The 14,044-nt window shown below is 69.2% G+C and carries 13 protein-coding genes; 6 read left to right on the forward strand and 7 right to left on the reverse strand.

The annotated features are described in order from the left end of the window. Nucleotides 1-57: 57 nt before the first annotated feature. Nucleotides 58-1,449 (reverse strand): maltokinase N-terminal cap-like domain-containing protein, encoded by a 1,392-nt coding sequence (locus OED52_RS03615; RefSeq protein ID WP_264153330.1) that lies wholly within the window; start codon nucleotides 1,447-1,449, stop codon nucleotides 58-60. Then, nucleotides 1,446-3,167, reverse strand: coding sequence for a maltose alpha-D-glucosyltransferase (gene treS, locus OED52_RS03620; protein ID WP_264154567.1), 1,722 nt, complete (start codon nucleotides 3,165-3,167; stop codon nucleotides 1,446-1,448). The genes OED52_RS03615 and treS overlap by 4 nt, the downstream gene beginning before the upstream one ends. Before the next feature lie 320 nt (nucleotides 3,168-3,487). Here treS and OED52_RS03625 point away from each other — a divergent pair, with 320 nt between their 5' ends. The 3 genes from OED52_RS03625 to OED52_RS03635 all read left to right on the forward strand — a co-directional run bounded on the left by OED52_RS03625 (nucleotide 3,488) and on the right by OED52_RS03635 (nucleotide 6,856). Further along, a complete protein-coding gene (locus tag OED52_RS03625; protein ID WP_264153331.1) occupies nucleotides 3,488-4,672 on the forward strand; it encodes an acyl-CoA dehydrogenase family protein in 1,185 nt (394 codons plus the stop codon). 118 nt (nucleotides 4,673-4,790) lie between these two features. Continuing rightward, nucleotides 4,791-5,522 carry a siderophore-interacting protein gene (locus OED52_RS03630; RefSeq protein ID WP_229580977.1) on the forward strand — a complete coding sequence of 244 codons (732 nt, stop codon included), beginning with the start codon at nucleotides 4,791-4,793 and terminating at the stop codon, nucleotides 5,520-5,522. Nucleotides 5,523-5,755: 233 nt separating this feature from the next. Continuing rightward, a complete protein-coding gene (locus OED52_RS03635; protein WP_264153332.1) occupies nucleotides 5,756-6,856 on the forward strand; it encodes a 3-deoxy-7-phosphoheptulonate synthase in 1,101 nt (366 codons plus the stop codon). Nucleotides 6,857-7,051: 195 nt separating this feature from the next. Here OED52_RS03635 and thpD read toward each other — a convergent pair whose 3' ends face one another. From thpD to OED52_RS03650, 3 genes are all read right to left on the reverse strand, one after another. Further along, a complete protein-coding gene (gene thpD / locus OED52_RS03640) occupies nucleotides 7,052-7,942 on the reverse strand; it encodes an ectoine hydroxylase (RefSeq protein WP_264153333.1) in 891 nt (296 codons plus the stop codon). A 189-nt stretch (nucleotides 7,943-8,131) separates the two neighbouring features. Then, nucleotides 8,132-9,136 carry an AraC family transcriptional regulator gene (locus OED52_RS03645; RefSeq protein WP_264153334.1) on the reverse strand — a complete coding sequence of 335 codons (1,005 nt, stop codon included), beginning with the start codon at nucleotides 9,134-9,136 and terminating at the stop codon, nucleotides 8,132-8,134. Nucleotides 9,137-9,139: 3 nt separating this feature from the next. Continuing rightward, complete coding sequence (locus tag OED52_RS03650; protein ID WP_264153335.1) at nucleotides 9,140-10,333, reverse strand: pyridoxal phosphate-dependent aminotransferase; 1,194 nt, start codon at nucleotides 10,331-10,333, stop codon at nucleotides 9,140-9,142. A 114-nt stretch (nucleotides 10,334-10,447) separates the two neighbouring features. On the opposite strand from OED52_RS03650, the gene OED52_RS03655 reads away from it, so the two are divergent. Then, the gene (locus tag OED52_RS03655) at nucleotides 10,448-11,059 is read left to right on the forward strand and encodes a carboxymuconolactone decarboxylase family protein (protein ID WP_264153336.1); all 612 of its coding nucleotides are present in this window, start codon (nucleotides 10,448-10,450) and stop codon (nucleotides 11,057-11,059) included. 4 nt (nucleotides 11,060-11,063) lie between these two features. Here the strand turns inward: OED52_RS03655 and OED52_RS03660 are convergent, their stop codons facing one another. Next, nucleotides 11,064-12,011, reverse strand: coding sequence for a sigma-70 family RNA polymerase sigma factor (locus tag OED52_RS03660; RefSeq protein WP_264153337.1), 948 nt, complete (start codon nucleotides 12,009-12,011; stop codon nucleotides 11,064-11,066). Between the two features lie 73 nt (nucleotides 12,012-12,084). Here OED52_RS03660 and OED52_RS03665 point away from each other — a divergent pair, with 73 nt between their 5' ends. Together OED52_RS03665 and OED52_RS03670 are read left to right on the forward strand one after the other, a co-directional pair. Further along, nucleotides 12,085-12,717 carry a GyrI-like domain-containing protein gene (locus OED52_RS03665; RefSeq protein ID WP_264153338.1) on the forward strand — a complete coding sequence of 211 codons (633 nt, stop codon included), beginning with the start codon at nucleotides 12,085-12,087 and terminating at the stop codon, nucleotides 12,715-12,717. A 10-nt stretch (nucleotides 12,718-12,727) separates the two neighbouring features. Continuing rightward, a complete protein-coding gene (locus OED52_RS03670; protein WP_264153339.1) occupies nucleotides 12,728-13,219 on the forward strand; it encodes an NUDIX domain-containing protein in 492 nt (163 codons plus the stop codon). Here the strand turns inward: OED52_RS03670 and OED52_RS03675 are convergent. After that, nucleotides 13,204-13,890, reverse strand: a complete 687-nt coding sequence (locus tag OED52_RS03675) for a TetR/AcrR family transcriptional regulator (RefSeq protein ID WP_413247743.1) — start codon at nucleotides 13,888-13,890, stop codon at nucleotides 13,204-13,206. The genes OED52_RS03670 and OED52_RS03675 overlap by 16 nt on opposite strands. Between the last annotated feature and the right edge of the window lie 154 nt (nucleotides 13,891-14,044).

Consider the following 14,044-nt stretch of genomic DNA (forward strand, 5'->3'; position numbering starts at 1 on the left):
AGGCACATTCGATGTGCCTCCCCTCCGGTCGTGCCGGTGCGGCGGTGTGGCGTGCGCTCAGTCCTCGGTGAGACGTCGGATCGCGTCGAGGGGCAACCGCAGCCAGGACGGCCGGTTGCGCGCCTCGTAGACCACCTCGTAGACGGCCTTGTCGAGTTCGTAGGCCCGCAGCAGTACATTCGACTCGCGCGGGTCGAGACCCGCTGCGGCGGCGTACCCTTCGCAGAAGGCGGCGCAGTTGCGTTCGGCCCACTCCTTCGCCCGGAACCCGCGCTGGGAGGACACCTCGGTGGACTCGCCCTCGTCCACCGAATGGTGTGCGGCGTAGTCGAACGACCGCATCATCCCGGCCACGTCCCGGAGCGGGCTGTCGGGACGGCGCCGCTCCTCCAGCGATTTCGCCGGCTCGCCCTCGAAGTCGATGACGAGCCACCGCTCCGGGGTGCGCAGCACCTGACCCAGGTGCAGGTCGCCGTGGATCCGGTGGACAGGTATCCGGCCCAGGCTCGCGACCTGCTCGAAGGCGGCCCGCACCGCCCCGGCCGGTTCGGCGAGATCGGGCACCTCGGCCGCGGCCGCCTCCAGCCGGGCCGTCATCTCGCCGGCCAGTTCCACGGCCGGTCGTTCCGACGAACCCAGCGCCGACGCCAGATGCGCGTGCACGTCGGCGACCGCCGCGCCGATCCGGTGGGACTCCCCGGCGAAGTCGGTGCCCACCTCGTCGGCCCGCAGATCGCCCTCGATCATCAGGTCGCGCACACTGCCGAGCGCCATCGACCAGCCGTCCGCCGAGTTCGCGGCGAAGTCCTGCACCATCGCGAGAGTGGTGCGCACCCCGTCGATCTCCGCCTCGATCCACGCCCGGATCGGGGCGATCGACCGGCATCCCGACTCGCCGAGCGCCAGCGGCAGCTCCACGTCGGGATTGACGCCGAGCGTCACCCGGCGGAACAGCTTGAGCAGCAACTGCTCTCCGAGCACCACCGAGGTGTTGGACTGTTCCGCGTTCAGTGCCCGGCCCCGCAGGCCCTCCTCGATCGTCGACCCGGGGACGTGGTGCAGTTCGAGCGTGCCGTGCGTACCGCCGGTCGCGAGACTGTGCGCGTAGCGATCGAGGATCTCCTGATCCCGCAGACCGTCGTAGACGAAGAGGGACCGTCCGGCCGGACCATCGGGCCCGGTGATCGCCCACTGCTGCAGCTCGTCGACCGTGCGACGGCGGAATCCCAACGGCACCTGGTAGATCTGAGCGGGAGCCGAGGTGAACGACACCCGCACCAGCAGATGGTCGGCCGCGAGATCGCCCTCGTCGACGACGGCGTTCCGCAGCACCACCTCGACGTCCTCGATCGTCTGCCCCTTCGCAGCGAACCACCGCTGGTGCGGCAGCCACTCGCGCAGATCCGCCACCAGGACCTCGTCCGGATACGCCTCGCCCGCGCCGCTCACGGCCGGACCGCCGCTTCGGCCTCGCTGCTCACCGGATGATCGCCCGGCCCCTCCTTCGTCGGATCCGGTTGCAGGGCGAACCAGAAGAATCCGTGGCCGGGCAGCGTGATCATGTAGCCCTCCTCCGTGATGGGCGGGAACGGCACCGAACCGGTCAGCTCCACCGGGATCCACCCCGCGAAACGGGACAGATCCAGCACCACACCCTGCGGATAGCGCGACAGATTGTTCACACACAGGATGACGTCGCTGTAATTGCGTTCCGGCCCGGGCGGCATCTCGCGCAGATAGGTCAGGATCGCGGGATTGGCGCTGCCCAGCTCGGTGAACGCCGCCTTCCCGAAGGCCGGATGCTGCTTGCGCACCTGGATCATCCGGCGGGTCCAGTGCAACAGCGAATTCGTCGAGTTCAACTGGGATTCGACGTTCACCGCCTGGTAACCGTAGGTGGGGTCCATGATCGCCGGCAGATACAGCCGGGCCGGATCGGCGCGGGAGAAACCGGCGTTGCGGTCGGGTGTCCACTGCATCGGGGTGCGCACCGAGTCGCGGTCGCCCAGCCAGATGTTGTCGCCCATCCCGATCTCGTCCCCGTAGTACAGGACGGGGGAGCCGGGCAGGCTCAGCAGCAGCGCGGTGAACAGTTCGAGCTGGTTGCGGTCGTTCTCGAGCAGCGGCGCCAGTCGGCGCCGGATCCCGATGTTGGCGCGCATCCGCGGATCGGTGACGTACTCGGCGTACATGTAGTCGCGTTCCTCGTCCGTCACCATCTCGAGCGTCAGCTCGTCGTGGTTGCGCAGGAAGATGCCCCACTGGGCGGTCTTCGGGATCGGCGGGGTCTGCGCCAGGATCTCCGAGATCGGGAAACGATTCTGCCGCCGCACCGCCATGAAGATCCGCGGCATGAGCGGGAAGTGGAAGGCCATGTGGCACTCGTCGCCGACATCCGGTTCACCGAAGTACTCCACGACGTCACTCGGCCACTGATTGGCCTCCGCCAGCATCACCCGGCCCGGATACTCCGAGTCCATCACCTTGCGGCACTTCTTGAGGAAGGCATGCGTCTCCGGAAGGTTCTCGCAGTTGGTGCCTTCCCGTTCGAACAGATAGGGCACGGCGTCGAGCCGGAAACCGTCGATGCCGAGATCGAGCCAGAAACGCAGCACGTCGAGCATCGCCTCCTGCACCGCCGGATTGTCGTAGTTCAGATCCGGCTGGTGCGAGAAGAACCGGTGCCAGTAGTACTGCCCCCGCACCGGATCCCACGTCCAGTTCGACGTCTCGGTGTCGACGAAGATGATCCGGGCGTCCCGGTAGCGATCGTCGGAATCGGACCACACGTAGAAGTCGCCGTACGGACCATCGGGATCCCGGCGGGACTCCTGGAACCACGCATGGGTGTCGGAGGTGTGGTTCATGACCAGGTCCGTGATGACCCGGATGCCCCGCTTGTGGGCCTCGTCGAGGAACGTCACGAAATCGTCGACTGTCCCGAACTCCGGTAACACGCAACGGAAATCGCGGATGTCGTAGCCGCCGTCGCGGAGCGGGGAATCGTAGAACGGCGGCAGCCACACGCAATCGGCACCCAGCCAGGCGATGTAGTCGAGCTTCTCGGTCAGGCCCCGCAGGTCACCGGTGCCGTCGTTGTCCGAATCGTTGAAGGCCCGCACGAGAACCTCGTAGAACACCGCCGTCTTGAACCAGTCCGGATCCACCGGCAGGCTGCGCGCGTGCGCGTAGTCCTCGGACTGCGTCTCCACGAGATGTCCGTCGGCCGTGTGTTCGTGTTCGGTGACCGCCGCCTCCGGCGGGGCGGCCCCACCGCCGTGCAATGAGGCGGCCCCGCCGCCGTGCAATGAGGCGGCCCCGCCGCCGTGCAATGAGGCGGGCCCACCGCCGTGCATCTCTGGCATGGCACCTCCGTGCTCGTGTCGCCGGGCAGACTGCCCCCAGAGTGCCCCGCTCGCCCGGTTCCCACACCCGGAGCGAGCCGAACCCCATGTGAGCGCGAGTGTGCGCGGATAGATTGGCGGGCATGACTGCGAACCTCCTCGAAGGGCGAGTCGCCGACCTGCGCGACCGCATGCGTTCGTTCATCGACGACGAGGTCGTCCCGCTCGAACCGGTCCTTGCCGGCCACGACGAGGAGAGCGCCGTCGCGCTCGCGTCCCTGAAGGCCCGCGCGAAGGAACTCGGTCTGTGGGCGCTCGGCCACCCCGAGGAGATGGGTGGCGGGGGAGTGTCCTTCCTCGACTTCGTCTACCTCAACGAGATCATCGGCCGCTCCGAATACGGGCAGCTCGCCGTCGGGTCCGTCTCCATGCAGGACGCCCTCATGATCCAGCGCCACGGCACCGCCGAACAGAAACAGCGCTGGATCCCCGACCTCGTCTCCGGCGACATCCTGCCCTCCGTCGGGATGACCGAACCGGAGGTCGCCGGCTCCGACCCCGTCCTCGTCCGCACCACCGCACGGCTCGACGGCGACGAATGGGTGATCAACGGCCACAAGTGGTTCACCACCGGTGCCCGCCAGGCCGGCTACTGCACCGTCTTCGCTCGGACCGAACCCGAGTCCACCCCGATGCACCACAGCATCAGCGCGATCATCGTGCCGATGGACACTCCCGGACTGGAGATCGTCCGGTCGATCCCCACGATGGGCCACGAACCCAGCGACCACTACGAGGTGCGCTACACCGACGTGCGGGTCCCCGCCGAGAACCTCCTCGGTGAACGCGGCAACGGGTTCGTCGTCGCGCAGGACCGACTCGGTCCCGGCCGGATCTTCCACTGTATGCGCTGGCTCGGGCAGGCGCAGCGGGCCTTCGAGCTGATGTGCGCGCGGGCCAACAGCCGCTTCGCGCACGGCTCGCTGCTGGCGGAGAAGGGGGAGATCCAGCGGTACATCGCGGAATCGGCCGCCGACATCCAGGCCGCGCGGCTCATGACCCTCGACGCCGCCCGGCTGATGGACGCGGGTGAGGACGCCCGGGTGCAGATCGGGCTGATCAAGTTCCGCGGCGCGAAGATGCTCCACGACGTCGTCGACCGCGCCATCCAGGTGCACGGCGCGCTGGGGCTCACCTCCGACACGCCGCTCGAGGGGATGTACCGCCGGGCCCGTTACGCGCGGATCTACGACGGGCCCGACGAGGTTCACCGCATGTCGACGGCGCGGCGCATCCTGCGCGACCCGGAGCGGGTGCCGTGGCGATGACGGTCGCCGGGTCGTCGGTGCGGTGACGTCCCGCCGCGCTGTCGGCACGTAACCAAGGTAAGGCTGCCCTATCCGGGTTACGATGGCGCGCACATCCGACCGGCAACCAGGGGGCGTCATGGAAGAGCAGACACGGACCAACTACTCGCGCGGATTCCAGGGGGCGGTGCTCAGCCTGCTCGGAGCCTCGGACTACGAACTCACCGTCACGGGCCGCCGCGAGATCAGCGACCACTACGTGCGGATCGACTTCACCGACGGCGGCCTGCTCGGCGCACACCCCGTGCACCCCACGATGTGGATCCGTATGTGGTTCCCCGACGGCCGCAAGGTCCACCAGCGTGGCTACACGCTCGTCGACCCGGACCCCGAGGCCGGCACCTTCTCCGTCGAGTTCGCCCTCCACGACGGCCTGGCCGCGAACTGGGCGCGCACCGCGCAGGCCGGGCAGGTCATCGCCGCCACCGTCATGGGCTCGAAGTTCGCCCTGCCCGAACCCGCCCCCGAGGGATATCTCGTCGTCGGCGACCCCGCCGCCCTCCCGGCCGTCAACTCGCTGCTCGACGCCATCGGCGACGCCACCGCGCGCGTGTGGCTCGAATGGTCCCACGACGACGACCGCAGCCTGCCCCTGCACGCCGGACCGAACACCACCGTCACGTGGATCGAACGCACCGACGGCGGGCAGGGGCTGGTGCAGGCGATCGACGCCGCGGCCTTCGACGCGCAGCGCTGGCACGCCTGGGTGGCCGTCGAGGCGAAGTCCACCCGCGCCATCGTCGCCCTGATGAAGAAGAAGTTCGCGCTGCCCCGCAAGCAGATCACCGCCCAGGCCTACTGGACGGCGTGAGCTGCAGCGACGAGGGGAGCGGAGCCCGTGGCGAGGCGGGTTCCGGGGGATCTGATACAGTGCTCTGTCATGCAGCGCGCATATTTCTGGTTTAGCAGGCCGGCCCGAGGTGGGTCGGTCGGCGTGAACCAGCGCTGACCTCTTCACCTACGAGCCGGAGCACGACCGGCTCGGAGGGAATCCAGGTTCTTCTCGGGTCGGACTCCGAACCACCGAGAACAGGAACCGTCTTCATGAGCCCCAGCACCGGAACCACCGCCGGAATCTCCACGTCGAATCTCGACGAACAGCGCACCGTCAAGGTCAGCCCCCTCGTCGCACCGTCCACGATCCGCGCCGAGTACGCGCCCGACGCCGTCGTCGCCGCCACCGTCCGCTCCGGCCGCGCCGACACCGTCAACATCCTCGACGGCACCGACGACCGCCTCGTCGTCGTGGTCGGCCCCTGCTCCGTGCACGACCCGGCGGCCGCGATGGACTACGCCCGCCGCCTCGCCGCGAAGGCCGACGAACTGCGCGACGACCTGCACATCGTGATGCGCGTGTACTTCGAGAAGCCGCGCACCACGCTGGGCTGGAAGGGCCTGCTCAACGACCCGCACCTCGACGGCACCTTCGACATCAACACCGGCCTGCGCATCGGCCGCAAGCTGCTGCTCGACGTCTCCGGTCTCGGTCTCCCGGTCGGCTGCGAGTTCCTCGACCCGATCCTGCCGCAGTACTACGCCGACCTGGTCACCTACGGCGCCATCGGTGCCCGCACCGCCGCCAGCCAGGTGCACCGGCAGCTGTGCAGCGCGCTGTCCATGCCCGTCGGCATCAAGAACTCCACCGAGGGCGACGTGCAGGTCGCGGTCGACGGCACCCGTGCCGCCGCCGCCAGCCACGTCTTCCCCGGCACCGACCTCGACGGTCAGGCCGCGCTCATCGAGACCGTCGGCAACCCCGACTGCCACGTGATCCTCCGCGGCGGCAGCGCCGGCCCCAACTACGACGCCGAGACCGTCGCCGACACCCTCGCCCGTCTCCGCAAGGCCGGCCTGCCCGAGCGCGTCGTCGTCGACGCCAGCCACGGCAACAGCCGCAAGGACCACAACAAGCAGGTCGACGTCGTCACCGACATCGCGGAGCGCCTCGAGGCCGGCGAACAGGGTGTCGTCGGCATGATGCTCGAGAGCTTCATCGAGGCCGGACGTCAGGACCTCACCCTCGGCAAGGCCGACGAGCTCGAATACGGCAAGTCGATCACCGACGCGTGCCTCGACTGGAACACCACCGTCGCGCAGCTCGACCGTCTCGCCCGCGCCGTGCGCGTGCGCCGCGAGCGGAACTGACACCCCGCCCCAGCGGCACGAGCCGTGGCCGGGCTGTGTGGAAATGGCCCCGTGGCCGGGCTGTGTGGAAATGGCCCCGTGGCCGGGCTGTGTGGAAATGGCCCCGTGGCCGGGCAGAGCCCTCCGGGAGATCGCTCACCGGAGGGCTTCGCCCGTGTGGGACACCGGATCCGGCCGCGCCGATCCGGTCGTGGGTCACCGGAGCGGCGTGAAGTCCCTGCTCCCCAGATAGGAGGGGCGGGGCCGGGCCGCGGCGAACGGCTCGACGAGGGTGTTCTCGACACTGTTGAACACCACGAACAGGTTCGACCGCGGGAACGGCGTGATGTTCCCGTTCGATCCGTGCATGCAGTTCGAGTCGAACACCGTTGCCGAACCGGCCGATCCGGTGAACGTCGCGATGCCGTGCTCGGCGGCCATGCGCGTCAGGGTGTCCTCGTCGGGCGACCCGGTCGGGGGCACGTGCGTCACCAGCGACTGGCGGAAGTAGTCGTCCGGAGTCTCGCCCGCACACGACACGTAGGTGCGGTGCGAACCCGGCATGATCATCAAACCGCCGTTGTAGCCGTAGTTCTCGGTCAGGGCGATCGAGATGCTCAGTGCGCGCGGACGCGGCATCCCGTCCTCGGCGTGCCAGGTCTCGAAGTCCGAGTGCCAGTAGAAGGGGCCACCGCGGAAGCCGGGCTTGACGTTGAGCCGGGACTGATGGACGTACACCTCGGAACCGAGCAGTTGCCTTGCGATTCCGACGATCTCGGGCCTGCGGATGATCGAGTCGACGAGTCCGCTCAGCCGGTGGACGTCGAAGATGGACCGTACGTCGCCGCTGCCCTGCTCCCGGACGACGCGGTCGTCGTCGCCGAGTTCGCGGCCCAGGCGGGCGGTCTCCTCCAGGAGGTTGCCGACATCCTGCGCCGCGAGAATGCCTTCCGCGGTGTGGAATCCGCGACGGTCGTAATCCGCCACCGCCTCCGCGCCGAGGGGGCCGTCGCCGGTCGCTCCCCACACGACCGGGTCCTTTCGTTCGATGGACTCGCAGGTCGTGCGGCCACGGGTCGGGTACTCGTCGTGAACGATCGTGTGCATGGCTCGTGAATCACCCTCTCGAAGATCGATGACGGTTCGTCTCCGACGGTCCCACTACGAACGCGTTGATGCAACCCGCATCGGATGTGTAACGGCGGGGTCTCGTGGGTAAGGGCGGGCGCACCGGGCCGGGCCGTGTCCGATTCCGTCCGTATCCGGTGGTGTCCCAGCGGTGCTCGCGCGGTTGTCTCAGCGATGCTCGCGGTACGCCCGGGGGGTGTTGCCCGTCCACCGTTTGAACGCCCGCCGGAACGCGCTCGGCTCGGAGAACCCGAGACGCGCCGACAGGTCGTCCACCGCCTCCCCGCGGCGAAGGCCCGCGATGGCCAGATCGCGCAGCACCTCCTCGCGCAACTGCCCGAGCGAGGTGCCCTCCTGGCGCAGCAGCCGCCGCAGGTGCGGCGGGCTGACCGCGAGCCGGCTCGCGATGTCCTCCGCCGTGGCGGTGCGGCCCTCGATGCCGGACTCGAAGATCCGGCGCACCTGCGCCGACACGGTGGATTCGTAATCACGTTCGGACAGAATGAGATTGGGGGAGTCGCGCAGATACTCCTCGAGGCTCTCCTCGGTCTGCACCAGCGGCGACTTCAGTGCGGCGTTGTCGATCTCCAGTGCGGCCCGCCCGGCCCCGAAGGTAACCGGCACGCCGAAGATCGCGTCGTAACTGCGGGCCAGCACGGGATCCGGTTCGGTGTACGGCAGGAAGGCCGATTCGAGACGGACCCGCCCACCGACCAGCCAGGCCGCGAAGCGGTGCAGCAGCATCAGCAGGAAGTCCACGACCACACGGGTCTTGTCGTCCACCGTCTCCGGCACTTCCACGTCGAGGAAGGTCGTCTCCGCGCCCGGCGTCAGACTCAGCTGTGGAAGCGACCGGAGGACGTGGTTGACCTCGATCATGCGCCGCAGGGCATGATCCAGATCGGGACGGTGGATGAGGGTCAGGCACATCACCCGGAAAGTGCCCCGCGGCACGGGAGCCGGAGCGAGACCGAACAGTTCGTCGTCGGTGATCTGCCAGACGGTCTGGGTGAACCGGCTGACCTGCGCCGGCGTCAGGCGTGCGTGGGGATGCACCAGCACGGCGCGGCTGATACGCGCCGCCTCGAGGGCCGGTTGCAGGTCGATGCCCTGCTCCGCACCCACACGGATCGCCCGCGAGACGAAGTCGGACGGGATCGTGGGCCGCGACATGATCTACCGGGCCTCCTGCAGTGCGCTCAGACGGCGGACCGCCTCGGTGAGCACCTCGTCGCGCTTGCAGAACGCGAAGCGCACCAAATGGTTCCACGACGGTGCGTCGTCGACGAACACGCTCACCGGTACCGCCGCGACACCGATCCGGGCGGGCAACTCGCGGCAGAACGCCACCCCGTCGGTGTGGCCGAAGGGGGTCAGATCGGCGATCACGAAATAGGTTCCGGCGGAATCGAACACCTTCAGTCCCGCATCGGACAGCGCATTCGACAGCAGAGACCGCTTGCGCTGCAGCTCGTTCCGCATCGACACGATCCAGTCCTGCTCGTGTTCGAGCGCATATGCCACGGCCGGCTGGAAGGGAGCACCGCCCACATAGGTCAGGAACTGCTTGGCGGCGCGCACCCCGTCGATCAGCTCGCGCGGCCCCAGGGCCCAGCCGATCTTCCAGCCGGTGACGTTGAAGGTCTTCGCGGCGCTCGAGACCGTGACCGTCCGCTCCGCCATACCCGGCAGCGAGGCCAGCGGGACATGGGTGCGCCCGTCGAACACCAGGTGCTCGTACACCTCGTCGGACAGCACCAGCAGGTCGCGCTCGCAGGCCAGCTCGGCCAGCGCGGTCAGCGACTCGCGGTCGTAGACGGTGCCGGTGGGATTGTGCGGGCTGTTCACGACCAGCATGCGGGTGCGGTCGGTGACGGCCGCGCGCAACGCATCGACGTCGAGCACGAAACCGTTCCCGGACCGCGCCAGCGGCACCGTGCGGCGGGTCGCGCCGGCCAGGGCGACCGACGCCGCGTAGGAGTCGTAGTACGGCTCGGTGAGCAGCACCTCCTCGCCGGGCTCGACCAGCCCGAGGATCGCCGCGCTGATGGCCTCGGTCGCGCCGACGGTGACGAGCACCTCGGTGTCCGGGTCGTACTCCAGCCCGTAGCGGGCGGCCCGATCGGCGGCGACGGCCCGGCGCAGGTCCGGCATCCCGGAGCCGGGCGGATACTGGTTCACACCCTCAGCGATGGCCCGACGTGCGGTTTCGAGCATCGCCGGTGGCCCGTCCACATCCGGGAAGCCCTGCCCCAGATTGATCGCGCCGTGACGGACGGCGAGGTCGGTCATCTCGGCGAAGATCGTCGAGGCGAACGGCCGGAGTCGGGAGACCGTAGGCACCCGCCGCGGAGTCGTCGAATCAGCCATTCCTGCAGCGTAGCGCCCGCGCTGTCACACCCGGGCCACCTGCCTCGTCTCCACTGTGAAGGCACCCGCGGAACCGGTGAGGTGTTCCGCGGCTCACACGGAAGGAAAGCAGTCATGGCTCGACTCCGTCCCGTCACCCCCGAGCAGGCCGGCCCGATGACCCGTGCGACCTACGCGATGGCGCGTCGCCGGTTCGGATCGGTGCCCGAACCGTTCGCCGTCCTGGCCCACCACCCGGCGCTGATGCGCACGAGCGGAGTGCACGAACTGCTCGCCGAGCGGGCGTCGAACACCCTGCCCGCCGCGATCCGCGAGATCGCCGTCTACCGCGTGGCCTGGACGATCGGCTGTTCGTGGTGCATCGACTTCGGCACCATGCTGCAGCGGCTCGACGGTCTCGACACCGACCGGCTCGCCCACATCGCCGAGTACGAGACGTCGGATCTGTACAGCGACGACGAGAAGGCCGCGATCGCCTACGCCGACGCGATGACCGGCGACGTGGCCACGGCAGTGACCGACGAGCAGATCGCGGACCTCGAACGCCGCTTCGGGCCCGCCGGGGTGGTGGAGCTGACCTATCAGATCGCGCTCGAGAACATGCGTGCCCGGATGAACTCCGCGCTCGGGATCCACGATCAGGGGTTCAGCACGGACGCCTGCCGCGTGCCCTGGGCCGACGCCGACACCGACACCGATGCGAAAGGATCGTCCACGGCGTCCTAGGAGATCACCGGGTGGACTCCCGACCGGCCTCGAACAGTCCGGCCCCCAGCCGGGTCCCGCGGCGCAGCTTGGCGGGATTGGCCAGGTCGTAGGCGGCCCAGACCCGCCCCTCGCGCACCGTGCACGCCAGCACGCGGGGCGGGAAGCCCGGCCGGTCGCCGTCACCCGGGGCGCCGCGGTTGAGCAGCCCGAGTTCGCCGTTGACGAGGATCGGCTCCACCGCCGTGAGCGAGTCGGTGCCGTAGCGGCGGGACAGACCGAGGAAGAAGCGCGCGAACCTGTCCGGGCCCACGACGACGTTGAGCGCGGTACGGGTCGTGCCACCGGCGTCGCCGACGGCGTGAGCGTCGGGATGCAGGGCGGCGGTCACCGCGTCGAGGTCGGCGTCGGCGAAGGCGGCCAGCAACCGCTCGACGGCCTCCGCGTGTTCCTCGGAGGGGACGGGCGGAGGTGTGTGCGCCACCGCCCGCCGCCCGCGGGACGCCAGCTGGCGCGCGGTCGGGACGGTGATGTCGAGGATGCGGGAGATCTCGTCGAAGGGCACGTCGAAGGCGTCGTGGAGGACGAACGCGACGCGTTGGGCGGGTGGGAGGGTGTCGAGCACGACGAGGGCGGCCAGCCGGTTGTCCTCGTCCTGCACGATCCGTTCCAGCGGGTCTGGGGGAGTGCAGCCGCCGAGTGGGGTGAGGACCGGTTCCGGCAGCCACTGCCCGACATAGGTCTCGCGGCGCACCGCGGCCGAGCGCAACCGGTCCAGACACAACCGTCCCACCACGGTGGTCAGCCAGGCCCGCAGGTCGACGATCCGGTCGGCGTCGACCCCGGCCAGACGCAACCACGCGTCCTGCACGGCGTCCTCGGCGTCGGCGACGCTCCCGGTCAGCCGGTACGCCACACCCAGCAGGTGGGTGCGGTGCTCCTCGAAGGACTCCACCGCGCTCGCGTCGAGCATGCCCCGATGCTACGTCCGTTCCCGCCTTCCCCGAGGCGCCGTGGGCATATCCTCGTCCTCGACGGAGGGTGATGTGGACAAGTACGACATCAAGCGCGAGTACCGCGGGCTGTACACCTGTTCCGCCGAGGACTTCACGGAAGTGCAGGTGCCGGAGTTCCGGTACGTCGCGATCGACGGCGTGGACGATCCGAACACCGCACCGGCCTACACCGAAGCCGTCGAGGCGCTCTACGCGGTGTCCTACGCCCTGAAGTTCGCCTCGAAGACCCTGCTGCAGCGAGACTTCGTCGTCGGGCCGCTCGAAGGACAGTGGTGGAGCGACGACATGTCGGCCTTCGTCCGGGGCGACAAGTCGTCGTGGGAGTGGCGGATGATGATCGCCCAGCCGCCGTGGGTCACCGACGAGATGGTGACCGAGGCGGTCGAGACCGCGGCGAAGAAGGCGGCCGCGAAGGGGAAACCGTTGCCGGCCCTGCCGAAGCTGCGGCCGTTCCGGCTCACCGAGGGACGGTGCCTGCAGATCCTGCACGTCGGGCCCTACGACGACGAGGCGCCCGTCCTCGAACGGCTGCACACGCAGGTGATGCCCGAACGCGGTCTGACCTTCGCGGGTGAACACCACGAGATCTACCTGAACGATCCGCGCCGCACCGAACCTGCGAAGCTGAGAACCGTCCTGCGGCAACCCGTCACGCCGGAATAGGAGCACCACGATGGCCGTCACGAGCGCGGGACTGCTCCTCTACCGCATCGACGACACCGGGCTGCTCGGCCTGTGGCTCGTCCACCCGGGTGGTCCGTTCTGGAAGGGCAAGGACGAAGCGGCCTGGTCGGTCCCCAAGGGGGAGTACGGGCCCGAGGAGGATCCCCGCGAGGTGGCGGTGCGCGAGTTCACCGAGGAGTGCGGGTTCGCTCCGCCGGACGTGCCGCTGTCGCTGCTGGGACGCTACCGGCAGGCCTCCGGCAAGATCGTCAGCGTCTACGCCGGGGAGACGACCGAGGACATGACCTTCGTGGAGAGCAACACCTGCGAGGTGGAGTGGCCACCGCGCTCCGGCCGGCGCATCACCGTCCCGGAGGTCGACGACGCGCGTTGGGTCGCGGCCGCCGATGCGGAGTGGATGCTGGTCAAGGGGCAGCGCCCGGTGGTCGAGGCCCTGCGGGCACGACTCGACGAGGTGGGCCGCTACTACCGCGTGGAGTGATCCGGCAGCACCATCGGAACGAGGAACTGCCGTGCGACGGCGGCCAATTCGTCGTCGTCGTCGATGTCCACCACCCGGCTCGGGGTGGCGAGGAAGGACGCCGAGATACGCACGAGTATCTCGGCCACCAGGTCGACGTCCAGATCCGCGGAGATCGTGCCCGCGAGCTGTTCCCGGCGCAACTGGCCCGCGACGAACCGCCGGACGGTGGCGAGCATCGTGCCGTCATCACCCCCGATGGCGCCGGCGAACAGCACCGGTTCGGTCTCGAGCAGCGTGGCGATGAGCCGGTTGGTGCGGATGGCCCGCAGGGCACTCACGAAGCCGAGGACCACCCGGTCGGCGACCGTGTCGGCGGTGCGGATGTCCTCGAGGAACTGCACGAAGTAGCGCCGGAACTCGCGCAGGATGACCTGTTCGACCAGTGCGTCCTTCGTCTCGAACCTGCGGTACAGGGTGATCCGGGACAGGTCCGCGCGGCGTGCGATCTCCTCCATGGACGATCGCTGGATGCCGGTGCGGCAGAACTGTTCGTACGCCGCGTCGAGCAGGCGGGTGCGGGTCTCGTCCGTCTCGCAGGGATCCGCGGCGGCGCCGGGAGGGACCAGCGCGTCGCGGAACGCCCGGTCGAGCAGTGAGTCCGATTCCCGGTTCCGGTCCTGGTCGGGCACACCGCCGGACGTCGGTGGCGGGGCCGACGATGCAGGGTCCACGGGTCCTCCTGGGGCCGGAGTCTACGGGTCCGGATCTCCACCTTAAGGGGACGGGAGGCCGATTCGGCGGAAGTGGTTGTGACCGGCACCACAGTGTGTTTCCCTGATACAG

Origin of the sequence: Rhodococcus sp. Z13 (genome assembly GCF_025837095.1) — a bacterium.
GTDB lineage: Bacteria > Actinomycetota > Actinomycetes > Mycobacteriales > Mycobacteriaceae > Rhodococcus > Rhodococcus sacchari.